This is a genomic window from Streptomyces aurantiogriseus, from assembly GCF_014649375.1.
Lineage (GTDB): Bacteria > Actinomycetota > Actinomycetes > Streptomycetales > Streptomycetaceae > Streptomyces > Streptomyces aurantiogriseus.
Genome location: NZ_BMSX01000022.1, coordinates 169,102 through 194,785 on the forward strand (window position 1 = coordinate 169,102; position 25,684 = coordinate 194,785).

Annotated in this window: 24 protein-coding genes; 15 read left to right on the forward strand and 9 right to left on the reverse strand. The window is 69.5% G+C overall.

The annotated features are described in order from the left end of the window. The first annotated feature begins 126 nt into the window (after positions 1 to 126). A complete protein-coding gene (locus IE263_RS36900) occupies positions 127 to 2,319 on the forward strand; it encodes an MMPL family transporter (protein WP_189942426.1) in 2,193 nt (730 codons plus the stop codon). 836 nt (positions 2,320 to 3,155) lie between these two features. Here the strand turns inward: IE263_RS36900 and IE263_RS36905 are convergent. Then, entirely contained in the window at positions 3,156 to 3,962 is an 807-nt protein-coding gene (locus IE263_RS36905; protein ID WP_189942427.1) for an SGNH/GDSL hydrolase family protein, read from the reverse strand. Between the two features lie 532 nt (positions 3,963 to 4,494). Beyond that, the gene (locus tag IE263_RS36910) at positions 4,495 to 5,955 is read right to left on the reverse strand and encodes an aldehyde dehydrogenase family protein (RefSeq protein ID WP_189942428.1); all 1,461 of its coding nucleotides are present in this window, start codon (positions 5,953 to 5,955) and stop codon (positions 4,495 to 4,497) included. 369 nt (positions 5,956 to 6,324) lie between these two features. Here IE263_RS36910 and IE263_RS36915 point away from each other — a divergent pair, with 369 nt between their 5' ends. Beyond that, positions 6,325 to 7,269: an NHL repeat-containing protein gene (locus tag IE263_RS36915; protein WP_189942429.1), complete on the forward strand. Its 945-nt coding sequence runs from the start codon at positions 6,325 to 6,327 to the stop codon at positions 7,267 to 7,269. Between the two features lie 68 nt (positions 7,270 to 7,337). Here IE263_RS36915 and IE263_RS36920 read toward each other — a convergent pair whose 3' ends face one another. Further along, positions 7,338 to 8,819, reverse strand: a complete 1,482-nt coding sequence (locus tag IE263_RS36920; RefSeq protein WP_189942430.1) for an aldehyde dehydrogenase family protein — start codon at positions 8,817 to 8,819, stop codon at positions 7,338 to 7,340. Positions 8,820 to 9,039: 220 nt separating this feature from the next. On the opposite strand from IE263_RS36920, the gene IE263_RS36925 reads away from it, so the two are divergent. After that, positions 9,040 to 9,831, forward strand: a complete 792-nt coding sequence (locus IE263_RS36925) for an IclR family transcriptional regulator domain-containing protein (RefSeq protein WP_189942431.1) — start codon at positions 9,040 to 9,042, stop codon at positions 9,829 to 9,831. A 54-nt stretch (positions 9,832 to 9,885) separates the two neighbouring features. Here IE263_RS36925 and IE263_RS36930 read toward each other — a convergent pair whose 3' ends face one another. The 3 genes from IE263_RS36930 to IE263_RS36940 form a co-directional block, all read right to left on the reverse strand. After that, on the reverse strand, positions 9,886 to 10,797 hold the full coding sequence (locus tag IE263_RS36930; protein WP_189942432.1) for an SDR family NAD(P)-dependent oxidoreductase: 912 nt from the start codon (positions 10,795 to 10,797) through the stop codon (positions 9,886 to 9,888). 145 nt (positions 10,798 to 10,942) lie between these two features. Then, a complete protein-coding gene (locus IE263_RS36935; protein ID WP_229911370.1) occupies positions 10,943 to 11,629 on the reverse strand; it encodes a response regulator in 687 nt (228 codons plus the stop codon). After that, on the reverse strand, positions 11,578 to 13,230 hold the full coding sequence (locus IE263_RS36940; protein ID WP_189942433.1) for a GAF domain-containing sensor histidine kinase: 1,653 nt from the start codon (positions 13,228 to 13,230) through the stop codon (positions 11,578 to 11,580). The genes IE263_RS36935 and IE263_RS36940 overlap by 52 nt, the downstream gene beginning before the upstream one ends. A gap of 370 nt (positions 13,231 to 13,600) precedes the next feature. Between IE263_RS36940 and IE263_RS36945 the strand changes: the two genes are divergently transcribed. Then, the gene (locus tag IE263_RS36945; RefSeq protein WP_189942434.1) at positions 13,601 to 15,241 is read left to right on the forward strand and encodes an AMP-binding protein; all 1,641 of its coding nucleotides are present in this window, start codon (positions 13,601 to 13,603) and stop codon (positions 15,239 to 15,241) included. 14 nt (positions 15,242 to 15,255) lie between these two features. Here IE263_RS36945 and IE263_RS36950 read toward each other — a convergent pair whose 3' ends face one another. After that, positions 15,256 to 15,909 (reverse strand): GntR family transcriptional regulator, encoded by a 654-nt coding sequence (locus tag IE263_RS36950; RefSeq protein WP_229911363.1) that lies wholly within the window; start codon positions 15,907 to 15,909, stop codon positions 15,256 to 15,258. 74 nt (positions 15,910 to 15,983) lie between these two features. Here IE263_RS36950 and IE263_RS36955 point away from each other — a divergent pair, with 74 nt between their 5' ends. The 9 genes from IE263_RS36955 (at position 15,984) to IE263_RS36995 (ending at position 22,167) form a co-directional block, all read left to right on the forward strand. After that, complete coding sequence (locus IE263_RS36955) at positions 15,984 to 16,559, forward strand: PIG-L deacetylase family protein (protein ID WP_189942435.1); 576 nt, start codon at positions 15,984 to 15,986, stop codon at positions 16,557 to 16,559. 71 nt (positions 16,560 to 16,630) lie between these two features. Further along, positions 16,631 to 16,894, forward strand: a complete 264-nt coding sequence (locus IE263_RS36960; RefSeq protein ID WP_229911364.1) for a hypothetical protein — start codon at positions 16,631 to 16,633, stop codon at positions 16,892 to 16,894. Positions 16,895 to 17,038: 144 nt separating this feature from the next. Then, positions 17,039 to 18,076 carry a PDR/VanB family oxidoreductase gene (locus IE263_RS36965; RefSeq protein ID WP_229911365.1) on the forward strand — a complete coding sequence of 346 codons (1,038 nt, stop codon included), beginning with the start codon at positions 17,039 to 17,041 and terminating at the stop codon, positions 18,074 to 18,076. A 60-nt stretch (positions 18,077 to 18,136) separates the two neighbouring features. Beyond that, complete coding sequence (locus tag IE263_RS36970; protein ID WP_189942438.1) at positions 18,137 to 19,183, forward strand: Rieske 2Fe-2S domain-containing protein; 1,047 nt, start codon at positions 18,137 to 18,139, stop codon at positions 19,181 to 19,183. Continuing rightward, entirely contained in the window at positions 19,180 to 19,896 is a 717-nt protein-coding gene (locus IE263_RS36975) for an alpha/beta hydrolase (protein ID WP_189942439.1), read from the forward strand. Before IE263_RS36970 ends, IE263_RS36975 begins: the two co-directional genes overlap by 4 nt. Before the next feature lie 4 nt (positions 19,897 to 19,900). Next, complete coding sequence (locus IE263_RS36980; protein WP_225877192.1) at positions 19,901 to 20,197, forward strand: muconolactone Delta-isomerase family protein; 297 nt, start codon at positions 19,901 to 19,903, stop codon at positions 20,195 to 20,197. Next, positions 20,194 to 20,937: an SDR family NAD(P)-dependent oxidoreductase gene (locus IE263_RS36985; protein WP_189942440.1), complete on the forward strand. Its 744-nt coding sequence runs from the start codon at positions 20,194 to 20,196 to the stop codon at positions 20,935 to 20,937. Before IE263_RS36980 ends, IE263_RS36985 begins: the two co-directional genes overlap by 4 nt. Before the next feature lie 32 nt (positions 20,938 to 20,969). After that, positions 20,970 to 21,326, forward strand: coding sequence for a protocatechuate 4,5-dioxygenase subunit alpha (gene ligA, locus IE263_RS36990; protein ID WP_189942441.1), 357 nt, complete (start codon positions 20,970 to 20,972; stop codon positions 21,324 to 21,326). Between the two features lies 1 nt (position 21,327). After that, positions 21,328 to 22,167, forward strand: coding sequence for a class III extradiol dioxygenase subunit beta (locus IE263_RS36995; protein ID WP_229911371.1), 840 nt, complete (start codon positions 21,328 to 21,330; stop codon positions 22,165 to 22,167). Between the two features lie 7 nt (positions 22,168 to 22,174). On the opposite strand, the gene IE263_RS37000 is transcribed toward IE263_RS36995, so the two are convergent. Together IE263_RS37000 and IE263_RS37005 are read right to left on the reverse strand one after the other, a co-directional pair. After that, positions 22,175 to 23,050, reverse strand: a complete 876-nt coding sequence (locus IE263_RS37000) for an LLM class F420-dependent oxidoreductase (RefSeq protein ID WP_189942443.1) — start codon at positions 23,048 to 23,050, stop codon at positions 22,175 to 22,177. A 97-nt stretch (positions 23,051 to 23,147) separates the two neighbouring features. Next, on the reverse strand, positions 23,148 to 23,723 hold the full coding sequence (locus tag IE263_RS37005; protein WP_189942444.1) for a TetR/AcrR family transcriptional regulator: 576 nt from the start codon (positions 23,721 to 23,723) through the stop codon (positions 23,148 to 23,150). A gap of 104 nt (positions 23,724 to 23,827) precedes the next feature. On the opposite strand from IE263_RS37005, the gene IE263_RS37010 reads away from it, so the two are divergent. Further along, entirely contained in the window at positions 23,828 to 24,793 is a 966-nt protein-coding gene (locus tag IE263_RS37010; protein WP_189942445.1) for an SDR family NAD(P)-dependent oxidoreductase, read from the forward strand. Positions 24,794 to 24,918: 125 nt separating this feature from the next. Next, positions 24,919 to 25,626: a YceI family protein gene (locus IE263_RS37015; RefSeq protein ID WP_189942446.1), complete on the forward strand. Its 708-nt coding sequence runs from the start codon at positions 24,919 to 24,921 to the stop codon at positions 25,624 to 25,626. Positions 25,627 to 25,684 lie beyond the last annotated feature (58 nt).

The window sequence follows — 25,684 nt, forward strand, 5'->3', positions numbered from 1 at the left end:
TTACTACCATAAGAGCCCAAGACAACCATTCGACCGGCGCGGTTGATGAGGGCCGGTCGAGGTCGCCGATGCCAGGGTCCGCTCCCCGGGCTGTGGTGATTTTCCTTCCCAGGAGGACCCCCTCGCATGTTCCGACGTATAGGCAGCGCTGTCGTCCGACATCCCGTCTGGACGATCGTGGCATGGCTGATCGCTGCGGTGGCCATCGTCGCCACCGCTCCCAGCCTGCCCTCCAGCAGCGACGAGAGCAGTTTCCTGCCCAAGAGTTACGAGTCCATCAAAGCGGCGGAACTCCAGGAGAAGGCGTTCCCCAGCGCCTTCACCCCGTCCGCGATCGCGCTGTACCAGCGCGCCGACGGCGGCAAGTTAACCGCCGCCGATCAGCAGGATGTCGCCCGCATCACCTCCGAACTGGGCAAGAAGAACATCGACCAGGTGCAGAAGGTCGTCCCCGGCCAGCCGTCCCAGGACGGCAGGTACACCATGACCCTGGTCCAGATGGACAGCAAGAACGCCGGCCAGCCCAAACAGGCCGACGCCGCCAAGGTGTTACGCGAGACCGTCAAGGAACTGGCCAAGGGCACAGACCTCGAAGTCAAACTCGGCGGCTCCGCCGCACAGGCCCTCGACCAGCAGGACTCGTCCAAGCGCGGCGAGGCGCTGATCGGCATCGGCACCTTCGTGATCATCCTGGTGACGCTGCTCATCATCTTCCGGGCACCGATCCTGGCCGTGCTGCCCCTGATCCTGATCGGCATTGTGTCGGCGATCGCCAACGGGCTGATCGCGTACGCCACCAAGCTGTTCGACCTGCAGGCCAACAGTTCGATCTCGTCGATGCTGATCGTCGTGCTCTTCGGCGTGGGCACGGACTACTTCCTCTTCCTGATCTTCCGTTACCGCGAGCGCCTGCGCGCCGGCGACGAGCCCAAGCAGGCCATGGTCAACGCGGTCGACCGGGTCGGCGAGGCCATCGCCTCGGCCGCCGGAGCGGTCATCATCGCCTTCCTCGCGCTGGTGCTGTCCACGCTGGGCTTCCTCAAGCAGATGGGCCCGGCGCTGGCCATCGCGGTCGGCGCGACCCTGGTCGCGGGCCTGACCCTGATCCCGGCCGTGGTCTCGCTCATCGGGCCGAAGGTCTTCTGGCCTTCCAAGTCCTGGCAGCGGGAGCCGGACAACGCCCGTTTCGCCGCCCTCGGCCGGGGCGTGCAGCGTCGCCCGGCGTTGACCGCCGTGGTGTCCGGCCTCGTCCTGCTCGTGTTGTCGCTCGGTACGTTCGGCTACAAGGCCACGTTCGACCTGGCGTCGGGCTCCATGCCGAAGACCAAGGAGTCCATGGTCGTCCAGGACGAGATGCAGAAGGCGTATTCGGCGGGTGCCGCCGCCCCGACCGACGTCTACCTGTCCAGCACCGACGGCAAGCCGTTGGACAAGGCCTCGTTCGACGCGTACGCGGAGAAGCTCGGTGCCGTGGACGGCGTCGCGAGCGCCCGTATGACCCAGGTGAACAAGGAGGGCACCACCGCGGACTTCACCGTCACCCTCGAGTACGAGGCGTCCACGGACAAGGCGATCGACGCCGTGGGCAGGGTCCGCGACGTCGCGCACTCCGACGCCCCTGAGGGCACCGAGGCCCTGGTCGGCGGCATGTCCTCGATCTACCAGGACATCGACACCGCGGTCAATCACGACTACCGGACGGTCTTCCCCGTCGCCGCCGTCCTGATCATGATCATCCTGGGGTTGCAGCTGCGCAGCGTGGTCGCTCCCTGGTATCTGATGGCCTCGGTGGGTCTCGGATTCGGTGCCACCCTCGGTGCGACGGTGTGGATCTTCCAGGAGGGTGCGGGGCATTCGGGCCTGATGTTCATGCTGCCGGTGATCATGTATCTCTTCGTGGTCGCCATCGGTACCGACTACAACATCCTCATGATCGCCCGGCTTCGCGAGGAGGCCCGAGAGGGCCGCGAACCGCGGGAGGCGGCCGGCATGGCGCTCAGGCACGCCGGTCCGACCGTGGCCGCGGCGGGCTTCATCCTGGCGGCGACCTTCGCCACGATGATGCTGGCGGGCAACTCGCTGCTCTCGGAGATGGGTTTCGCCGTCTCCTTCGGCATCGCGATCGCCGCGTTCGTGATGGCGATGTTCTTCACCCCGAGCCTCACCGCGCTGATCGGCCACGCGGCGTGGTGGCCGGGACACGGGGACCGGGCGAAGGAACCGGCAGCCGGCGCAGGCACCGGATCCATCGCCACCGGCGTAACTTCCGGCGCGGAACGGGACCCGGTCGCGAACGATCCGGCGAGGCGCCGCTCCTGAGCGCTCGCCGGGAAACGGCACCGTGACGGGACAGGTCTGCCGAGCCGCAGGGCCCGGCAGACCTGTCACAGCGGTCACGGCGTTGCCCCTGCCGTCCTGGTGGGTGCCGTTCGTCCAGCCCGTATGCCGACCGAAACGCCTCGTCACAGGCCGGTGTGACCAGGATCGATAGTTGGCACCAGGCACCGTTTGTGACCTGCACTGATGCCAACTAGGTTCGGCGACTGGAAGTACGGAATCAGAGGGCCGCAGACGACGAGGACGAGCGAGTAGGAGAAGGCACTCAGGCCCAGGCCGCTGTGGGAGTCGAGCGGATGCCCCGTCCCCGACCTGTGCCACGGTCGGGTCGGTCAGCAGCAGGAGCACGGCAACGGCCAGCTCTGCCTGAGCGGTCAGCTCCCTGCCTACCTGCGCATAGGCCGACTGGCCAGCACGGTGAGTGTCGGGCGGACGGCGTTGCGCGCCGCCTCGGGGCTGGTGAGTGCGGCGACGGTGAAAGTGTCGCGGGGCGACGAGCGCGCCGAACAGCTTGCCCTTGCCGAGCTCCTCCGTCATCTCCTTCTCGTCCACCACCTTCCATCTGCCACCGGCCTTCGCCCCCTCGTCCGCGCTGGCCAGCCGATGAGCAGCTTGTGGAGGTGACTGGCGGGGTCGATGTTGGACTGACGTAGAACACGGTGAACAGCAGTGCCACGACGCCTACGACCACGTCGCTGACGATCCGCAGACGCTTCGCGCGCAGTACGCGAAGGGATGGATGTCACTCATTTCCAGCTCCCGCCCGGTGAAGAGCAGTTCAGCACGAGGAGCCGCCGGCGTCGTCGCAAGCCAGAGCATCACACCGATGGGGAGGTGTCCCCAGCGGACGCGGCCACCGGAAGCAGCGCCGGCCGCTTGGCCTGGCGGCCGTCGCCAGAGGAGCGGCCACGCAGGCGGCGGCCGACCCAAGGGCCGAGGAAGGTGCCGGCCCAGCGCAGTTCGGCACCCACGGTCCCCCAGACAGAGATGTCTGTCCCCTCGGCCGGAAGGGGAAGGGTCCACTTGTCGTCGCTGCCCGGCAGACCGAGCGCCTGGGCCACGGCAGCCGCGATGCGCGTGTGTCCCAGCGGGCCGGCGTGCAGCCGGTCAGCACTCCACAACCGCGGATCGGTCGCCGCCGCGTGCGCGGCCGTCTCCGCCACCACCACGCCGTGGCGGTCGGCGGCCTCCCGGATGCGCGCGTTGAGTGCGAGAACACGGTGACCGATCGGGCGGGCCAACGGCGTGATACGCCCGACATCGGGAAACATGAGGGTCGCGACGGTGGCGCCCTGCGCGGTGAGGGCGGCGAACATCGCCTCAACATGGCCGGCCACCTCGTCGAGGTCGCAGCCCGGGCGCAACGCATCGTTGACCCCAGCCACCACGGTGGCGAGGTCGGGCCGCATCGCGAGAGCCGGAGCCAGCTGCTCGGCGCGCACCTGACCGGCCTTACGGCCGCGCACCGCGAGGTTGGCGTAGAGCAGGCCGGGGCTGTGGCGGGCGACCTGCTCGGCGAGCCGGTCCGCCCAGCCCCGAAGACCACGGACGTCGTCGCCGTCCCCGAGCCCCTCGGTGTGACTGTCACCCAGGGCGACATAGCGCAGATACCCACTGCTCGACACGGGGCCGACCGCCTCTCGTCAACGCTGCTGATAGAAGTGGCACACGGCCATTGCTAAACAACTAGGCACTTAGTCGCATTGTTGAATATGACGATAGCGCGGGCTCACCTTCCTGCAAAGTGACGCCGCTCAGGCATGAGCTGAGGCCGTCGAGGGCGGTCCACCGCCGCACTCCACCGCCTTGGTCCCGCGCCGACCTCACCGCCCATTGCCTCTTCAGACCTGAGCACCGACCACGGTCTGCGCCGGCACCTGAGCGCCCGGGTCGTCAACGGCATGCACAACGAGGACGCGGTCGGCTTCGCCACCGCCCGCCGTTTCGCGCCGAACCGCCCGTACCGGGCCACCTTCAACGGTGGCGTCCACGGCCCGGGCGACAACGCCTACTGCCAGGCCACCATGCCCCCGGCTCACCTCCGGCTCTCAAGAGCCGGGGACGGAGTTCACCCGGCCGATCCGGCCGATCCGGCCGATCCGGCCGGGAGGGCCCGCCGGCGGCGGCCGGGCGCTCGGAGCAGGCCCTGTCGAGGGGTCAGACGAGGGAAATAACGACCGACTTGGTCCTCGTGTACGCCTCCAGCGCCTCCGGCCCGGATTCGCGTCCGTAGCCGGACTGCTTGACGCCGCCGAAGGGCACGGCGGGGTCGAGCATGGCCCAGTCGTTGACCCAGACGATGCCGGCGTCCAGTCGCGCGGCGACCCGATGGGCGCGCGCCAGGTCGGAAGTCTGCAGACCGGCGGCGAGTCCGTACGGCGTGCTGTTCGCCAGCGCGATCGCCTCTTCCTCGGTGTCGAAGGGCTGAACCGTCAGCACCGGGCCGAAGATCTCCTCCTGGACGGTGCGGGCGTCGTTGTCCAGGCCGGCGATGACGGTGGGCTTGAAGTAGTAACCGCCGTTGAGTTCCAAGCGCTCACCGCCGACGACGATGCGGCCGCCGTCCTCGACGGCCGCTTTCACGAAGCGCTCGACGTTCTCCACGTGCCGCTCGCCGGCCATCGGCCCGACGACGGTGGCCGGGTCGAAGGGGTCGCCGACGGGGACCGCCGGAACCGCGTCGGCGAGGATGCCCAGCGTGGTGTCGTACAGGGACCGGTGGACCAGCAGCCGGGGTCCGCCCATGCAGAACTGTCCGGTGTTGAAGACGAAGGCCTTGATGATCGCGCCGATCGCCTTCCCGACGTCGGCGTCCTCGAAGACGATATGCGGCGCGTTGCCACCCAACTCCATGGTGACCGGCTTGAGTTGCTTGCCCGCCGTGCTCGCCGCCAGGCGGCCGACCCTCGTCGACCCGGTAAAGGCGATCTTGTCGACGCCCGGATGACGCAGCAGCGCCTCACCCAGGACGGGGCCGCTGCCGGTGACGACGTTCACCACACCCGCGGGAACGCCGGCGTCGGCGAGGATCTCCGCCATCAGCAGCGCGCTGAGGGGGGTCTCGTCCGCCGGTTTGTGGACGATGGTGTTGCCGGCCGCCAGGGCGGGGGCGAACTTCGACGTGCTCAGGATCAACGGGAAGTTGAACGGGGTGATCGCTCCCACCACGCCGATGGGCTCCCTACGGGTGTAGGCGTGGGAGGGGAGGGGGATCTCTCGCGTGGCCCCGTCGACCGACTGCGCCAGCGCCGAGTAGTACTCGTACGTCTCGGCCACGGTCTCCACGTCCACCCCTCGGCTGAACGAGACGGGCTTGCCGACGTCGAGGCTCTCCACGGCGGCGATCTCGTCCGCCCGTTCGCGCACCAGATCGGCCACCCGGTGCAGCACACGGGCGCGCTCGCGGGCCGGCGTCCGGGGCCACGGCCCCGCGTCGAAGGCCTCGCGGGCGGCGGCCACCGCGACGGCGAGATCGGTCCCGTCGGCCTCCGCGACCGTGGTGACGACTTTGCCGGTGGACGGGTCGATGACGTCGCGCCGCTCCTTGGACTCCGCGTCCCGCCACTCTCCGCCGATGAACAGCCTGCCCGGTTCGATGTGCGGTCGCTGCACGCTCATGGCCCGCTCGCCCTCCCGGTGCGGCACGCAGCCGTCACCGTGCTCACGCCGGTCGCGCCAGTGCGGCCGGCAGGTTTTCGGATGATGGCCCAGCGGTGACGGCCTGGACAGAGAGCCGGGAGGCGAGCGCTGGAAGTAAGGACGAATGACGTATCTCGTGCACGTCGTTCAGCCTTGTCAGGTCGGCCTGCTGTCGAGTGGCGCGCCTTCGCGGTCCGTGCTCCCACCGGCCCGGCAGCTTTCCGTCCGATGGACCGAGGAGAGTCAGGACATTCGTCGCTGTGCACAGATACTTGAACTCTCAAGAATTGGTCCAGGAGCCCAGCCGGACCGGCACGGCCCGTCTTGTTTTCCGTGGAAGGACGATCGATGACAAGTTCTCTCGCACGCAGGCAGCTTCTCGGCGCGGGCATCGCCCTGGGAGCGACGGCCCTGATCGGTGGTACGGCACAGGCCGCCCCGGGCACCGCCAGATCCTGGCCCGGGGAGTTCTCGCTGCCCAACGGCTGGGGGCCGGAGGGAGTCGCGATCGGCTCCGCGCCGTACGCCTACTTCGGATCGATCGCCACCGGCGGCGTGTACCGGGTGAACCTCGCGAGCGGCAAGGGCAAGGTCGTCCACCGCGGCCTGGGGCGCATGACGGTCGGCCTGAAGGTCGACTCCTGGGGCCGGCTGTTCCTGGCCGGCGGCAGCAGTGGCGAACTGCGGGTCGTCGACGCCCACAGTGGTGCGCTGCTCGCCAATCACGTGGTCGCCGGAGAGAACAGTTTCGTCAACGACGTCCTGCTCACCCGCGACGCCGCCTGGTTCACCGAGTCGTTCAGCGCACAGCTGTTCAAGCTGCCCCTGGGCAGGCAGGGCCGCATCGGCGCCCCGGAGAGCCTCACGCTGAGCGGTGACTGGGTGCAGTCCGGTTTCACGTCCAACGGCATCTCGCTCACCCCCGACGGCAGCGCCCTGCTCGTCACCAACGCGGCCGTGGACGGCGGTTCGCTGATGCGCGTCAACCCCCGCACCGGCGTAGCCCGCAAGGTAGACCTGGGTGACACCACACTGCCCAGCGGCGACGGGCTCGTACTCGTCGGCCGCACCCTCTACGTCGTCCAGCCCAACCCCAACCAGGTGGACGTGATCCGGCTCAACCGGTCGGGTACGCGGGGCACCGCGGTCGGGGTGATCAGGGACGATCGCTTCGACCTGCCCACCACGGCCGCCGCCTACCAGGGTCGGCTGTACCTCCCCAACTCCCGCTTCACCACCCCGGACCGGGATGAGAACACCCCTTACAACGCGGTGTCCGTGCCGTTGGTGTGACGTGCGGCCGGAGCACGGCTGGACCCTGTCCGCTCGAAGCGGGCGGGGTCCAGCCGTGCTCGCAGTTTCTATCCGTGCGTCGTGATGGTGTGCGCTTCGGTGAAGGAGAGCAGACCCTCGGGGCCCATCTCGCGTCCGATACCGCTCTGCCGGAAGCCGCCGAACGGAGCCCGGTCGTCGCATGCGACGGCGTTGGCGTGGTTGATCCAGGTGGTGCCGGTACGCAGTCGTTCCGCGAGGGCTGCCGCGCGGGCGGCATCGGCGCTCCAGACCGAGGAGCACAGTCCCGACCAGTCGTTGTTGACATGGTGCAGTACGGAGTCGACGTCGTCGAAGGGCAGGATCGGCAGGGCGGGGCCGAACTGTTCCTCGGTGACGATCCGCAGGCCGGTGTCCGGGTCGAGGACGAGGGTGGGGCGCAGGAAGTGGCCCTTGGAGGTGGCCGCGCCGGGGGCCAGGGTGCCCAGTTCGCGCACCTCGGCTCCGGCTCCGGCCGCCTGGGCGAGCATGGCCGCCACCTTGTCGCGCTGGCCGGCGCTGTTGAGGGGGCCCATGGTCGAGGCAGGATCGTCTCCGGGCCCCACACGCTGGGTGTCGAGGGCGGAGGAGAGCGCGTCGACGAGTTCGTCGTAGCGGGAGCGGTGGACGTACACCCGCTTGACGGCCATGCAGACCTGGCCGCTCGTCAGGAAGGCGCCCTGGACGAGCCGTCCGATGTGCTCCTGGTCCAGTACGGCGTCGTCGAGGACGATCGCGGGATCGTTGCCGCCGAGTTCGAGCGTCACCGAAGCGAGGTTCTGTGCGGCGGCGGCCATGATGTGCTTGCCGGCGGCCGTGCTGCCGGTGAAGACGATCTTCCGTACGCGAGGGTCGGTGAGCAGCGGGGCGACCGCTTCGTTGCTGCCCGTCACGACGTTCAGCACCCCGGCCGGGAGCCCTGCGGCGAACAGCTCCAGCGTGCGCACCAGAGCCAGCGGCACGGTGGGCGGGGGCTTGACCACGGCCGTGTTCCCGGCAAGCAGCGCGTACGGCAGGCTCGCTCCGAGGATCGCGATCGGCCAGTTGAACGGCACGATGACGGTGACCACGCCCATGGGGAGGCGGTGGATGTACGAGGTCAGCGGCGGGCCGTCGAGACGCCGCACCTGGTCCAGGGAGTCGACCAGGTCGATCGCCGCCCGGGTGCGGGCCACGAAGACCCCCATCTCAACCTGGCTCTCGAAGGAGATCTTGCCGTTCTCGCGGGTCATCAAGGCCGCCCGCTCGGCCTCACTGCCGTCGAGCAGGGTGAGCGCCTCACTGATGATCTCCGCTCGCCGACGGGCGGGCATCGCGGCCCAGGCGGGGAACGCGGCATCCGCGGCCGCGACTGCCGCGCGGGCTTGCTCCGGGGTCGCCGCGGCTGCGTGGCCGACGACCAGGTCGGGGGCGGCGGGGTTGCGGACGGCCGTCCACTCCTCGGTCTCGACGGTCTTGCCATCGATGAGCAGTCCGGTCCGGACGGGCGCCTCCCCGGTCTCCTGCGGTGCTGTATGGATTCTTTCGGACATGCGACTCTCCAGGAAAGATCAAGAAGCGCGGGAAAGAAGGACTTGCGACGCCTGGCGGACAATCATCCGCATGGCGGACATGGTCGGCTCAGGGTCACTTTGGACAATTGACCGTGTCAACCCCTCGGATGCGGAAGCCTCGCAGGCACCGCTGTCCGCATCACGGACACACGTTAGGCTGACCGGTCAGAGACCACCGCGACCGCAGCCGAGGAGCCACGTGCCACGCCACGGAACAGGACCGGATTTCATCGAGGCGCTGGCGCGGGGGCTGGAAGTCATCGCCGCGTTCCGGCCGGGGCACCCGCGGATGTCGCTGGCTCAGGTCGCCGGCGCCACCGGACTCGCCAGGCCGACCGCCCGGAGGATTCTGCTGACTCTGGAGGAACTCGGCTATGTGCGCTCGTGCGAGACAGGGTTCGCGCTGACCCCCCGGGTGCTCGAACTCGGGGTCGCCTACGTACGCTCCATGGGCTTGTGGGACATCGCGCGGCCCCACATGGAGCGGCTGGTGGAGCGGACCGACGAGTCGTGCTCCGTGGCTCAGCTGGATGGATCGGACATCATCTATGTGGCCCGGGTGGCCGTCCCGAAGCTGGTGACCCTGTCGGTGCAGATCGGAACGCGGTTTCCGGCACTGCAGACCTCCCTGGGAAAGGTACTGCTGGCGGCACTGCCGGGGAATGAGCTGGAAAAGGTGCTCGCCGAACCCTCACGCTCGGGGCTGACGCCGTGCTGGCAGCCCAGCCCCGACGAACGCGACGCGGTCCTGCGCGAGGTGCGGGCTCGTGGGTGGGCGCTGACGGACCAACAGCTGGCGCCCGGCATTCGGTCGGTCGCGGCACCGTTGCGTGACGGCTCCGGCCAGGTCATCGCGGCACTCAACGTCAACTGCCACGCGGCCGAAACATCGGTCGAGCGGCTTGTCGAGGAGCATCTACCGCTGCTGTTGCAGACCGCGGGAGACATCAGCGCGGATTTCGCCCGCGTCGCCGCCGTCCCGCAGACCTGAGCAGTCACTGCCCCTGGCACGGACCTGAGGGCCGTAAGAGGGGCCGCGTGCGCGTCACGCCTCCTCAACGGCTTCCAGATCGAGGGGTGTGGGCCTGAAGTCCTGGAGTCGGTCCGCATAGGCGCCTGAGAAGAGTTCCGCGACCGATCCGGCGGTCCAGCCGCCCTGCCCGAACCGCTCCTCGACCTCACCGGGGTGCGTCCACAGGGCGATCCGGTCGCCTCCCGCCGCGATGGCCTGTCCGGTGACGTGGGCAGACTCCTTGGACGCGAGGTACACGATCACCGGTGCCACGTCTTCCGGCGATCCCAGCCCCTGCCGCCGGATGGCGTCGGGAACGGGCTCCCCGGCATCGACCTTCGCCACGAGGTCACCGACCCGGGGCATGGTCGCCACCATGCGGGTCAGCGCGGTCGGCACGATGGCGTTGACGGTGACATCGATCTTCGCGAGCTCGAGCGCCCAGGTGCGCGTCATCGCGACGATCGCGCCCTTGGACGCCGAGTACGCGGTCTGGCCGAAGCTGGCGCGCTGCCCCGCCGGTGATCCCACCAGGATGAGACGACCGCCCTCGCCCTGTTCGCGGAAGCGGGCAGCCGCCGCGCGACCGCAGGTGAACGTACCGCGCAGATGGCTGTTGACGACGAGGTCGAAGTCGTCGTCGGTGGTGTTGCGCAGGGTCCGGTCGCGCAGCGCACCGGCGTTGGTGACCATCACGTCCAGTCGGCCGAACTCGTCGACCGCGCGCCGCACCAGCGCGTCGGCGAACTCGGAACCTCCGACCGCACCGACATGGGCGACGGCCGTTCCGCCCGCGTCCGTGATCAGGTCGACCGTCTCCGTGGCCACATCGGCGTCCAGGTCGTTCACGACGACGGCGGCACCCGCCGCGGCCATCGCGCGAGCATAGGCACGTCCCAGGCCTCGGCCCGAACCTGTGACAATGGCGACTTTGCCGTCGAGCATGCTGTCCTCCTGAACGGGGGGGGCGATAGGGCGACTCCCCTGAGCGTAGGAACGCCTGGGCCCGTGAGGATCCCGCTGATGACGGCACCTGCGGCCGACCTGTGTCCCGGCCGGTCCGGGACATCCGTCGCGGTCGGCAGGGCGGTCAGCCCTTCGGGGGCACCAGTCCTTGCCGCACCGCGAGCAACGCGGCCTGGGTGCGGGAGGTGAGCCGGAGTTTGCGCAGAACGTTGCTCACGTGGGTGCGGGCGGTGCGCTCGCTGATCACCAACTCGTCGGCGATCTGCTGGTTCGACCGGCCCTCGGCGACGAGGACGAGGACGTCGCGTTCCCGGCTGGTGAGCGAGGCGAGCCCGGTCGGCGGCGAAACGATCTCCTGGGTGAGTCCTCTGGCCACCGCGGGGTCGAGGAAGACCTCGCCCCGGGCGGCCGCGCGGATTGCGGCGACCACCTCACTTGCGTCGGCGTCCTTGAGCAGGTAGCCGGCGGCCCCCTGCGCGAGCGCCGCATGAACGCGTTCCATCTCGCCGAAGCTGGTGAGCACCACAAGTCGGAGACCAGGGTGGCGCTGCTTGATCGCTCCGATCGCCGTCGCCCCGTCCATCTTGGGCATGAGCAGGTCAATCAGGACCACGTCCGGCAGTTCCTGGTGAGCGGCCATCGCGTCGAGCCTGGTGAGTGCCTCCTGACCGTCGGCGGCCTCCGCGGCCACTTCCATGTCGTCCAGGACTTCGAGGTAGGCGCGGATTCCGCGGCGTACGACGGCGTGGTCGTCGACGATCAGGACCCGGACCGGGCGGGGTTCTCCGTTTTCCGGAGCGGAACCGCCGATGGGATGCTCCCTGATCCCCCCGAGCCTGGGGGCGACTCCGGCACTCGTACGGGAAGGGGTATGACGACCCGTACGGTCGTGCCGCTCCTCGCGCCGGATCTGATCCTCATGGTGCCGCCCCATCGCTCTGTCCTTTCCCGCATGGTCCTCAGTCCGTAGCCGTGGTGTCCGGTGGCAGTCGCCGCCTCGCCGTCCTCGTTCTCCTGTGCGGCCCGTCGCCCGCCGGATTCCGTGATCCCGCGGCCGTCGTCGCGGATGGCGGCGGTCAGGGTGTGGTCGTGTACGGCGAGGCGGATGGTGACGGTGGTGGCCTCCGCGTGCTTGACCACGTTGTGGATGGCCTCCCCGACGATCCGGTACATGTCCTCGGCCAGTTCCGGTTCGACCGTGTCCACTTGTTGTCCGCACTCCAGCCGGATGCTGAGGCCCGTCCGGTTCTCGGTGCTTTTGACGAGCGTGGTCACCGCGTCCTCAAGGCCGAGCCGGAGGGAGGAGGCGGGACGCAGTTCGTGCACCATGGCCCTCAGGTCGGCGAGGACGGTTCGCGAGAGGGCCCCGACCTCGTCCGCGAAGGCCCGGACCGCTTCCGCCGGCACCGCTTTGTCCCGCGCGCCCAGCACTCCGACGGCGTTGGCCTGCATGCCGATGGAGAACACCTGCTGCACGATCGAGTCGTGCAGGTCGCGGGCGAGGCGCTGACGCTCGTTGCGGCGGGCGCCCTCGCGCTCACGCTGAAGCAGTGTGGCGTAGTCGACGGCGAGGGCGGCCTGTTCCGCCATGGCGGCGAGGAACTCCAGGGTCCGGCTCCCGATCTCCTGCCCGGGGGCGAAGTAGGCGTTCAGCACCCCTTCGGGACGACCGCGCGCCATCAACGGCACACTGACGAAGGAGTCCCAGTTCAGCTCCCCGAGGTAGGCGTGCAGCGGTTCCCAGGCCGGGTCCTCGAGGATCTGGGCCCACCGGTGCGGGACGACGATCGGCTTGCGTTCCTTCAGGGTGTCCAGCATGCACAGCCGGGCGCCCCGGTCACGGCACTCCAGCAGACGGTCGAGGAACGCGTCCCAGTGGCGCAGTCCCGCGGAGCCCATCAGCCGCAGTTCCCGGCCGGTGCTGTCGAGGGTGAGGATCTGCACGCCGGCCAGGCCGTCCGCCTGGACGATCTGCTGGGCCACAGCGTCCAGTGTGGAGCCGAGCGAGCCCTCCGAGGCCAGTGCGATCGACGTCCGGGCGATCGCCGCGATCCTGCGCTGCCGGTGCCATTCGTCGGTGACGTCGCGGAACGACACCACCGTGAACTTCGGGTCGGCCGGCAGACTGCGGGCGCGGTAGGCGAACTCACGTCGAGGTCCGCGGGCGGGCTCCCAGTGGGCCACCTGCTCGTCCGACCGGACCTCCAGCAGCCCCGCGCGGCACTCGGCTGCTCCCTCCACCAGGGTGAACGGGGACGGCGCACCGATGAGGTCGCCCTCTGCGTCCGCCCGAAGCAGCGCGGCCGCCGCCGGGTTCAGCCGTACGAACCGGCCCACGCAGTCCAGAACGGCGAGGCCGTCCGGCGCGACGGCGGCGATGTCGTCCCACCCCACGAGCGGCGACGCGGACATGACCGATCTCCCTCAACATCGACGAAGAACCCGCCCCGCAGACCTGCTGTGCGACAGGGACGCGTTCGAAAACCGCGCGCCTGCGTCGTACGCGTCGGCCGGTTTGGGGACGAAGGCGACTTGCGCCCGGCCACAGCATCGTAGCCCGGCGTATTCGAGGTGGTCCTACGTCATTCGACCTGTTCGTCGGCAGGTCGCAGCGCCGAGCCGCTTCAGTCATTGCTCGCGTTCCCCGCGGGGAGGCCGCCTGCCTAGGTTGAGAGGACGCCCCGCGGACCGTTACGCCCCCGAAAGGATCCGCGGGGCCCCACGAGCCGCCTGTTCGGCCGTGCGCTCCGCGTAAGCCATCGAGGACGAGGAGGTCCGAGACGTGAACGTGTCCATCGGCACGATCTGGGAGGCGGTCTGCCGCGCGCTGCCCGACGCCGTCGCCATCACGGAACCCGGCCGTGAGACCACGTACCGCGACTTCGACGAGCGTGCGTCACGGCTGGCCGCCGCACTGGAAGCGGCCGGGGTGGGCGAGGGCCACACCGTGGCCTGCTATCTGTACAACGGCGCCGCCTACCTGGAGACGGTCTTCGCCGCCTTCAAGCTCGGTGCCGTACCGGTGAACGCCAACTACCGCTACACCGGCGAGGAACTTTCCGAACTGCTGACCGACGCCGACGCCGCCGCGGTCGTCTTCAGCGGCGCCTTGGCCGACCGGGTCGCGCATGCCGCGAAGCATGTGCGCACACTGAAGCTGCTGGTGAGGGTGGGCGAGCCGCCCGCCGACGGTCCGGGCGGGCCCGCGGTGCCCGAACTGGAGGAGCTGCTGACCGCGCACGCGCCACGCGAGCCTCAGCGACGGCCCGGAACGGACCAACTGTTCATGTACACCGGCGGGACCACGGGCAAGCCGAAGGGCGTCATATGGCAGCTGAGCGACCTGCTGCGTGCCCACGTAGTCCCGTTCTACCACCCGCTCGGAGTCACCGAACTCCCCGCAAGCCTCGACGAGGCCGTGGCCATCGCCGTCAAGGCTCGCCACGAAGGCCGCGCGCCGACCACGATGCCTGTCGTACCCCTGATGCACGCCACCGGGCTGTTCAACACCATGGGCGCTCTGATGACAGGAGGCCGGGCGGTCACCGCACGATCGGGCGGCCTCGATCCGGAACATGTCTGGCGCATGATCGCCGAGCAGCAGGTCGATACGGCCATCATCGCGGGCAACGCCGTGTGCCGCCCGCTCGTCGACGAACTCCTGCGGGCTGAGAAAGCCGGGACGCCGCACGACCTGCGCTCGTTGCGCAGGATGATCAGCTCCGGCACCGCGCTCAGCGATCCGCTCAAGAGGGCACTGCACGAACGTGCCGACGTCACCATCACCGAAGCCATCGCATCGAGCGAAGGGGGCCCTTTCGCCTTCGCGATCACCTCCTCGGTAGAGGATCTGCCCTCGCGTTTCCACCCCGTTCCGGCGACGCGGGTGATCGGCTCCGATGACCGCTTTCTCGAACCAGGCAGCGACGAGACGGGCGTCCTCGCCTATTGCGGGCCCATGCCGCTCGGCTACTACAAGGACACCGAGAAGAGCGCGAAGGCGTACCGCACCATCGAGGGGGTCCGGTACGCGATCCCCGGCGACCTGGCTCGACTTGAGGCCGACGGCGCGATCCGGTTCCTCGGACGTGGTTCGGGCGTGATCAACACGGGTGGGGAGAAGGTGCACCCGCAGGAGGTGGAGAACGTACTGCTGGGGCATCCCGAGGTGACGGACTGTGCCGTCGTCGGCGTCCCCGACGAGACCTGGGGCGAGCGTGTGGCGGCCGTCGTGGCGGTCCAGCCGGGCAGTACCGTCACCGGTGACGAACTGCGCGACCTGGTCCGGCAGAGTCTCGCCGGGTACAAGGTGCCGCGTTCCATCGTCCTGACGGACAGACTGCCGCGGACCCCGACCGGCAAGCTCGAGACCGCCTGGGCCAGGAAGACGGCCCAGGAAGCCGGCTCGGGCGACGGAATGTGACCGTGGCGTCTGCCTCAGCTCGCGCGGTGCCGACCTGCTTCGAGCATCCGGATGGCCTCCACCGCAGTGGCGACATGGTCCCGCACGGCCGCTTCGGCCGCCGTCGGGTCCTTGGCGATGATCGCCTCGATGATCCGCTGGTGCTGGGGCAGCGACACACGGGCCCGCCCCGGCACCAGGGAGAGCACGAATGGGTGCCGCACCACCTGGGCCCGCAGCCGTTCGAGAACCTGGTCGGCCGTCTCGTGGCCGGCGATGTCGCGCACACAGCGGTGCAGACGGGCGTTGAGGTCGCTGTACGTCATCAGTTCGCCGTCGGCGACCGTCCTAGCCATGCTCGCGCCGATGCCACGCAGTTGTTCGGCCTGCGCCCGGTCGACCCGCTCCGTCGCACGAGCGGCGATCAGCCCCTCCACGACCATCCGCACCTCCGTGATCCGGACGGCCTCGGCGAAGCTGTTCTCCCGGACGCGCGCTCCGCAGTTGCGCTGGATCTCGACCAGCCCCTCCGCCGCCAGCAGCCGGAGTGCCGACCTGACGTCGGCGCGGCCGGCGCCGAACCGTTCGCAGAGGTCCGCCTCGATCAGGCGCTGTCGCGGCACGTACTCACCGCTCAGGAGCGCGTCCCGGACCGCACCGGTGACGTCGGTTTCCACAGGAAGGCTCACGGTGCTCAGTCGCCCTCCACAGGGCACGGCACTTCGCACCACGCCGGTCACCCACTCGATCCCAAGGAGTCCTGATGACCTCCCACACCTCCACTCCGTCCGAAGGGGCGCTGCTGGTGATCAGCGCGCACGCGGGCGACTTCGTCTGGCGGGACGGTCTCGCCCTGGACGAGATCAAGGCACTGCGCCGCACCGAAGCCACGAACGCCGCGGCCCCGCTGGGCGCGGAGATCGAGTTCCTGGACGCCGGGGACTACCCCCTGCTGGAGACACCGGAGTTGGTGGACCGCATCGTGCGCGTGTACCGGGAGGTGCACCCCGCGGTCGTCCTCACCCACACCCTCGCCGACCCCTACAACGGCGACCACCCGGCCGCCGCCCGCATGGCGCTCCAGGCTCGCGTGCCGGCTCAGGCCGTCGGCTACGACGCGCCCGGTGAACCGCTCGGTGCTCCCCCGGTGTTCTTCTGCGAGCCGCACCAACCGGAGCAGTGCGACTTCAAGCCGAACGTCCTGCTGGACATCACCCCGGTCTTCGACAAGAAGCGCAAGGCCATGCGCAACGCCGGCCCCCATCTCGGCCTCTCGCACGGAACCATGGGAGAGGCGTACGTGCGGCTCTACCCGCAGACGACGGGTGTTCCGGCGTGACGGCACAGGGCGGGACGGGTGTCCGTGGGGCTACGCACATCTGGGTTCCCTTCCGGGACACGTCCCTTTACGTGCAGTTCGCGGACGAACCCGACGGGGCGAACGGACCGGCCCCGACGTACGACCGCCGGAGCCTGTTGGCCGATGCTGTCGCCGAGGACGCGCTGACACGCGACGACCGCTACGGCGTACCGATGTGGCGCACCGACGTCCGACAGCTGCACGCCGTCGTGGAAGCCCTCTGGAACGAGGACGACCGCCAGGTGCGGATCCATCTCGACCAGGCTCCGCAGCTCGACGGGCGTGCCGGGACACCCGGCCCGCGCGACGGATGACGTAGTCGGGGCCACGACCATGCGCCGCCCCGATCCGGTCATTCGAGCGATGACCTGGGCGTTGTCCGGTGGCTAGCGTCGATCGTGGCGCCGCCGACCGCGGCCGGAGCGATCCCTGCCGACCATACCGAGGAGATGACGAACGTGACGAGCCCCCCAGCCGCCGCCCCGGATACGCACACCCTCGGTTTCGCCGAGGCCGGAACGCCGTCCGCCGCCCGGCGCGGCACCGAGTTCGAAGGCACCGCCACCGTATTGGCCCGCCAGACGGTGGCTGATGGTGTCGTGTCGCTGGAACTCGCAGCGAGCTCCGGCGAACCGCTGCCGCCCTGGCAGCCGGGAGCACACATCGACGTCATCCTGCCCACGGGCGTCACCCGGCAGTACTCGCTCTGCGGCCCGGTGAAAGACACGGCCCGCTGGCGCGTGGCGGTGCTCCGAGAGCCCGACGGACGCGGCGGATCGCAGTGGATCCACGACCACCTCGTGGAGGGCGGCGAACTCCGGGTGCGCGGGCCGCGCAACAACTTCCCGTTGCGGCCGGCGGCCCGGTACCTGTTCGTCGGCGGCGGGATCGGCATCACCCCCCTGCTCCCGATGATCGCCGAGGCCGAGGCGGCGGGGGCCGAGTGGTCCCTGCTCTACGGCGGCCGCACGCGCGCGTCCATGGCGTTCCTGCCCGAACTGGAGGGCTACGGCGAGCGCGTGACCGTACGTCCGCAGGACCAGTACGGTCTGCTCGACCTCGCCGGTTTCCTCGGCGATTCCGACCCGTCCGCCCTGGTGTACTGCTGCGGTCCCGCGGGGCTCATCGACGCGGTCGAGGCACACTGCGCCGGCTGGCCGACCGGAGCGCTGAACGTCGAGCGGTTCGCCGCGGCGGCCGTGCGACAGCCGGCGGACGATGAGGCCGAGCAGCCGATCGAGGTGGAACTGCGGGCGTCCGGGACGAGGCTGACCGTGCCGCCCGGGCTGTCGGTCCTCAAGGCCGTGGAGCAGGCGGGCGTCCCTGTCCTGTCGTCCTGCGAGGAAGGCATCTGCGGCTCGTGCGAGACCTCCGTCCTGGAGGGCGAGGTCGACCACCGCGACTCACTGCTCACCGACGACGAGCGGGCAGCGAACGACACGATGCTGATCTGCGTCTCCCGCGCGCGGGGCCGACGCCTCGTCCTGGATCTCTGATACTTCGTCAATTCGACAGGCGGACTGCCCTGTTGGGCCGACGTCAAAGGAAGGACCGCCATGACACTGACACAGCACGTGCGCAACGGCTGGTACCTGGGAGCCTGGTCCGACGAGATCGGCCGAACCCTCAAGCAGCGCTGGATCACCGACATTCCGGTCTGCTTCTACCGGCTGCCCGACCAGACCGTCACGGCCGTCGAGGACCGCTGCCCCCACCGCAAGTACCCGCTGTCGCTGGGCCACCTCGACGACGACGGAACCCTCCAGTGCGATTACCACGGCTACCGCTTCGACGGCCAGGGCGTGTGCGTCGGGGTCGCCGAGCAGGCCGACAAGCCCAAGGCGGCGCTGCGTCGCTTCCCCCTCGTCGAGCGGGACGGCGCCGTATGGATCTGGCCCGGGGACCCCGAACTGGCCGACGAGAGCCTCCTGCCCGACACCTCGTGGCTGAACGACCCGAACTGGACCCATGTGCACGGGGTCGTCCCGCTGAAGGCCCGGCACCTGCTGCTCCTGGAGAACCTGCTCGACCTCACCCACGAGACGTTCCTGCACCCGACCAGCATCGGAAACGCCGCCGTCGCCGCGACCCCGATCGACGTGACGGTGGACGGCGACCGGGTCGGCTTCAGCCGCCGCATGATCGGCATCGAGGCGCCGCCGTTCTACGAGAAGTCCTGCGGACTGACCTCTCCGGTGGACCGCTGGCAGGACGGCGACTTCTACCCGCCGGGCATCTTCGTCCTCAACATCCGCGTCGCGGCCACCGGCACCGAGGAGCCGGACGGCTTCCACATGAAGGTGCTGTACGGGATGACGCCGGGGCGCGGCAACGAGACGCACGACTTCTACGCGCTCGGCCGCGACTACCTCATCGACGACGAGGAGCTCACGAAGTTCCAGCACGAGCAGCAACTGGCCGTGATGCAGGAGGACGTCGACGCCCTGGAGGCGCAGGAGATCATGTACGCCACCGACCCGGGCGGCACCGCCGAGTCCAGCATCAAGTCCGACCTCGCCGCACTCCGCGGACGCCGGGCGGTGGCGAAGATGCTCACCCGCGAACAGCAGGCCGACGGCACGCGTCCCCGGGCGTCCGCATGAGCGGCCGCCACGTCTTCGTACTGCTCCACGGAGCCTGGCACGGCGGCTGGGTGTGGCAGCGGGTCGCCCCGCTGCTGCGCGCGGCCGGACACGAGGTGCACACCCCCACGTTGACCGGGGTGAGCGACCGCGCCCATCTGCTGAGTCCGCAGATCGGACTCGGCACGCACGTCGAGGACGCGGTGGCGCTGATCGAGGCCCACGACGCCCGGGATGTCGTGCTCGTCGGCCACAGTTACGCGGGCCAGGTCGTCACCGGCGTCGCGGACCGGATCCCGGATCGGCTTGCGAAGCGGGTCCACCTCGACGCCTTCGTCGGCGACGACGGTGACGCGGCGATCGATCTGCTGCCCGACCGCATCGCCGGGCACTACCGGGAGTCCGTGGCCGGACCCGGGTTCGGCTGGCTCATCCCGGTGCGCTCGCTGAGCGTGCTCGGCGTCGAGGACCAGGCGGACCTCGACTGGCTCGGCCCGCGACTGACCCCGCACCCGTGGCTGACCTACACCGAGCCACTGCGGCTGACCGGCAAGGCCGACCAGGTCCCCGGCGCCTTCGTCGAGTGCACCGACTGGATGCGGGTGTTCACCCCGCACGCCGAGCGCGCCGCCGCCCGCGGCTGGCCGGTCCACGAGATCGCCACCGGACACGAAGCGATGGTCACCGCCCCCGGCCGACTCGCCGAACTGCTGCTGGAGATCGCGGCAGCCTGACCCCGTGAAGGACATCCCCGTGGAATTCCTCGTCCGCACCGAGAACACCTTGCCCCCGGACACCCCCGACGACGTACGCGAGGAGCTGCGCAAGGGCGAGCGCGAACGGGCCATGCAGCTCAGGGAGGCCGGCATCCTCAAGCGGCTGTGGCGGGTGCCTGGCCGCAACGCGACCATCGGTCTCTACGAGGCGGCCGACCCGGCACAGCTGCATGACGCGCTGGTCTCCTTGCCGATGTGGAAGTGGATGGACATCACCGTCGAGGCACTCGCCACCCATCCGCAGGAGAAGGCACCATGACCGGCCCGGCGAACCGCAGCCCCCGGGTCGCCGTGGTCACGGGCGCCGCCGGCGGCCTGGGGCTCGCCATCGCCCGCAGACTGGCCGGGGACGGTTTCACGGTCGCCGCCCTCGACGTCGACGAACCCGACGACACCAGCTCGATCCCGGGCGGCCGGGCCTGGCGTTGCGACGTCGGGGACCCGGCCGCGACCCGCCAGGCCGTATCCGAGATCGCCGAGGCGTACGGCGGGGTCGACGTCCTCGTCAACAACGCCGGCCTGCTCTCCGGCCGGGCGCCGCTGCTGGAGACGACCCCGGAGGAGATGCACCGCTTCTTCGCCGTCAACGCCGTCGGCCCGCTGCTCATGGTGCAGGCGTGCGTGCCCTGGCTGCGCGGAAGCCCGCACCGCGGGCGGGTGGTCAATGTCGCGTCCCGCACCTTCTTCACGGGGTCCCCGGGCCAGATCGCCTACGTCGCGAGCAAGGGCGCGCTCATCGGGATGACCCGGGTGATGGCACGCGAACTGGGCGAGCACCGGATCACGGTCAACGCGGTGGCGCCCGCGCAGGTGGCCACCCCGGGCACCCGGGCGCACTCCGGCGACGAGGTGTTCGCCGCGACCATGAGCCGGCAGGCGATCAAGGAGTTCGTCACCCCGGAGCAGTTCGCGGGGCTGGTCTCCTATCTCGCCTCACCGGAGGCGTCCATGGTCACCGGCCAGACGCTCGTGTGCGACGGCGGCGGGCTCCTGCACTGACCGTCATCAACACCGGAGAGGAGAAAAACAGCATGTCCAGCACCACACCCCGGGTCCCCGGCACCTATGTCTTCGACGCCGCGGAGAACCGCCGCGGCCGAGCGTTGAACCGGCTCTGCGGGTCCCTCAAGGACGCCGAGAACCGGGAGAGGTTCAAAGCCGACGAAGCCGCGTACTGCGAGGAGTACGGGCTCACGGCCGAGCAGCGGGACGCCGTTCTGCGGCGGGACTGGAACCGGATGATGGAGCTGGGCGGTTCCATCTTCTACGTCTTCAAGCTCGCCATGGTCGACCAGAAGTCCATGCAGTACCTCGGCGGGGTGTTCACCGGCATGACCACCGAGGAGTTCGCGCAGGCGCTGAAAGCGGGAGGGCGGAACTTTGGCTGAGGTGATATGGGGTCTGGCGACCTCGCACGTGCCGTCGATCGGTGCGGCCATGGACCACGAGAAGACACAAGACCCCTACTGGAAGCCGCTGTTCGACGGATACGCACCGGCGCGGGAGTGGATGGCCCGCCACACCCCTGACGTCGCGGTCGTTGTCTACAACGACCACGCCAACGCCGTCGACATGAGCGTCACCCCGGCCTTCGCGCTCGGGACGGCGGAGTCGTACCGGGTGGCCGACGAAGGATGGGGCAGCCGCCCGGTGCCCGCTGTCACGGGCGCCCCCGAGTTCTCCGACCACCTCGTCAAGAGCCTGATCGACGCCTCTTTCGACCTCACCGTCTACCAGGAACTCGACGTCGACCACGGCCTGACCGTTCCCCTGTCGGTGTACTGCCCCGACCCCGGCGAACGCTGGCCCTGCGCGGTGGTCCCCCTCCTGGTCAACGTCATCCAGTATCCGCAGCCGACCGCCGCGCGGTGCCTGGCCCTCGGCCGCGCGCTCGGCGAGGCCATCCGCTCCTTCCCCGAGGACCTCAAGGTCGCCGTCTTCGGCACCGGCGGCATGTCCCACCAGCTCGCCGGCGCCCGCGCGGGACTGATCAACCAGGACTTCGACCGGATGTTCCTCGACGCGATCGAGCACGACCCCGAGAAACTGGCCGCGCTGACGCGCGAGGAGTACATCCGCGAGGCCGGCTCCGAGGGCATCGAGCTGATCATGTGGCTGATCATGCGCGGCGCGCTGGGACCCCGTATCCGCCGTGTGTACGAGTCCTACCACGTACCGGCGTCCAACACGGCGGCCGGGATGGTGCTGTTCGAGAACCTGAGCCGGTGATACGCCGTCAGCCCAGCTGGGCCAGCGCGCGTGCCGCGGGGGCTACATGGCGCTCGATCCACTGGGCGGGAGCCCCGTCCGGCGGCGCGACGATGGCCTCGTCGATGCCCAGCTCGGCATACTCGGCCATGGCCTCGGCAAAGCCGTCGAGCGTACCGCTGGGGTCCATGTAGAGCACGGTCTTGCGGATGGCGGCGTAGTCGCGGCCGACGTCGTCGCAGTGGTCGCGCAGGACCCGTAGCTTGTGCGCGACCTCGTCGGGGCTGGAGACAAAGAGGTTGCAGGCGTCTCCATACTGAGCGACGAGCCGCAGGGTCTTCTTCTCCCCGCTGCCCCCGATCATGATGTGGGGGTGCGGTGAGCTGATCGCGGGCGGTACGCAGAGCGTCTCGGCCAGATGGTAATGGTCGCCCGCGAAGGGGCCGTTGTCCTGCGGGTCCCACATCTGCTTGCAGATCCGCAGGGTCTCCTCCAGCCGCTCGAAGCGCTCGGCGACCGGCGGGAACGGCACGCCCAGACCCGTGTGCTCGCGCTCGTACCAGGCCGCGCCGATCCCGAGGAAGGCCCGGCCGCCGGAGAGCACGTCGAGAGAGGTGACGATCTTGGCCAGCAGGCCAGGATGACGGTAGGTCACCCCGGTGACCAGCAGCCCCAGTCGTGTCGTCGACGTATGGGCAGCAAGGTGGCCGAGGGTGGTGTAGCCCTCCAGCATGGGCTCCGTCGCGCTCAGCCCGTAAGCCTCCATCTGGAAGTAGTGGTCCATGACCGAGAGCCGACTGACGTCCGCCGCCTCCGCCGCCTCACCCGTCGCCGCCAGCTCGGGGCCGAGGGCGGCCGGGCCGTCCGGGTGGTTGAAGCGGGTGATGTGTACGCCCAGCCGCATGGTTTTCTCCTGTTCGTCGTTCTCCGAGTCGGTGTGCACCGCCGCAGGCGTGCCGTCAGGCGAGGCCGAGCGCGGACGCCTTCCCCGCCTGGACGCATCAGCCGGAGCGGTAGCGGAGCCCGTCGAGCAGGAGGTCGAGCATGCGGCCCGCGCGGTCGCGCAGCCCCTTGTCGCTCGTGATCAGCAGGACACCCCCGAGACTGAACCCGACATCGAGCGGGTCCACGTCCGAGCGCAGAACTCCCACTTCGGCCCCGGCGTGCAGCAGTGTGCTGATGGCCGTGCTGATCCGGTCGAGACTCTCGGCGAACGGATCCTCGTCGCCGGAGGCGATGACGGCCTTCAGTGCGTCCCCCATGCCCTGCTTGGTGGCCAGGTAGTCGATGAACAGGTCCATCCACCTCCGCATGGCCTGGTCGGGCGGGAGCTGTGCGAGCAGTTCCGTGACGCTGTCGCAGACCCGGGCGAGTTCGTTGCGGTAGGCGGCCTCGAGCAGGGCCTCGCGGGTGGGGAAGTGCCGGTAGAGCGTGCCGATGCCCACGCCGGCGTCCTTGGCGATGGACTCGAGGGACGCGTCGGTGCCGGTCTCGGAGAACGCGCGCCCTGCGGCTTCGAGCAGGCGTTCCCGGTTGCGTCGCGCGTCAGCACGCAGTCCGCGTGTGGTGGCGGTCACAGCTTTCCTTCCTTCTGGACAATCGGAGGACCCTCCGCTTAAGGTCTGGAAGTAATCGGAGGCACCTCCGGTTTCGAGAGTAGCAAACAGGGAGCATGGCGAGAATGGCCACGAGGACAGGCATCACCAGTCCGTTCACCAGCCGGTCCACGGCTGCCGACGTCATCGCGGGCATCGATCTCACGGGCCGCCGCGCTGTCGTCACCGGGGCGGCGTCCGGCATCGGCGTGGAGACCGCCCGAGCGCTGGCCGGCGCCGGCGCGGAGGTCACTCTGGCCGTGCGGGACACCGCCGCCGGCGATCGCACCGCGAAGGACATCCGGGCCACCACCGGCTCCGAAGGCGTACGGGTCGCCGCCCTGGACCTGACCGATCCGGCGTCCGTCCGCGCGTTCACCGCCGCCTGGCACGGCCCGCTGCACATCCTCGTCAACAACGCCGGGGTCATGGCGGCCCCGGAGAGCCACACACCCCAGGGCTGGGAGTTGCAGTTCGCCACCAACCACCTGGGGCACTTCGCCCTGACCACCGGGCTGCACGAGGCACTCGCGGCGGCCGGCGGCGCCCGAGTGGTGTCGGTGAGTTCCAGCGGGCACCTGTTCTCACCCGTCGTCTTCGACGACCTCCACTTCACCGAGCGGCCCTACGACCCGTGGCTGGCGTACGGCCAGTCCAAGACCGCAAACGTGCTGTTCGCGGTCGAGGCCGGCCGGCGATGGGCCGCCGACGGGATCACGGTCAACGCACTGATGCCCGGAGGGATCCAGACCAACCTGGGACGCTACATGGACGACGCCCGGATGGACCTGTTCATGACCCACCTGCGAGCCCTCCTCGGCGAAGGAACGCCCCTGCCCGAGATGTCCTTCAAATCGGTCGAACAGGGCGCCGCGACCTCCGTCCTGCTGGCCACCTCACCCTTGCTCGACGGCATCAGCGGCCGGTACTTCGAGGACTGCAACGAGGCACCACTGCACCAGCCGGGCACCAACACCGGGGTCGCGCCGCACGCCCTGGATCCGGAGGCGGCCGAGCGACTCTGGCAGGTCTCCGAGCAGCTCCTGGACTGACCCCATCCCGCTCGCCGCCCACGGCTGAGCCCGCGCACGCACGTAGCGACCCCTCACGTCCCAGGGCGACCCGCGACCAAATACTTGAAACTTCAGTTGAATTACGAAAACACATAGGAGACACCATGGCAGGCAGCATCCGCAGGCACTGGAAGCGCTGGCTCATCGCCGGTGTGGCCACCGTCGCCGTGCTGTGCACGGCGGGCCCCTACATCTACATCAACTACGTCCAGGACAAGCCACCGGCCGCCCTCTCGCTCGACGACCCGCCAGGCTCGAACCCCTCCGGCAGTTCCTCGGGTTCCGGGGAGGATGTCGAGGGTGCCTGGCGGGTGGGCAGCGGTTCGCAGGCCGGTTACCGGGTCGACGAAGTCCTCTTCGGCCAGAACGTCACGGCAGTGGGCCGTACCGAAAAGGTCACCGGAGAGCTGGAGATCGAAGGCAACCGGGCGGTCAGCGGATCCTTCACCGTCGATCTTGCTTCGGTGAAGAGCGACTCCGACCAGCGCGACGGCCAGTTCCGCGGCCGGATCATGAACACCGAGCGGTACCCGGAGGCCACCTTCGAGCTCACCGAGCCCGTCGACTTCGGCTCTGCGCCGGCAGTGGGCGAGCAGGTCAGCGCCAAGGCCACAGGCGAGCTGACCGTCCACGGTGAGACCAACTCGGTCTCCTTCGAGCTCGACGCCCAGCGCACCGCCGACGGCTTCCGGGTCAACGGCTCCATTCCGGTCACCTTCGCCGACTACGGCATCGAGGCACCCAACTTCGGCGGGATCGCGGTGGAGGACGAGGGAAACATCGAGTTCCTCCTCGCCTTCGACCGCGCCTGACTGGCTCTAACAAAAGCTGTTGATCATGTGACTGTCGGCATGCTCGATCGTTGATGTG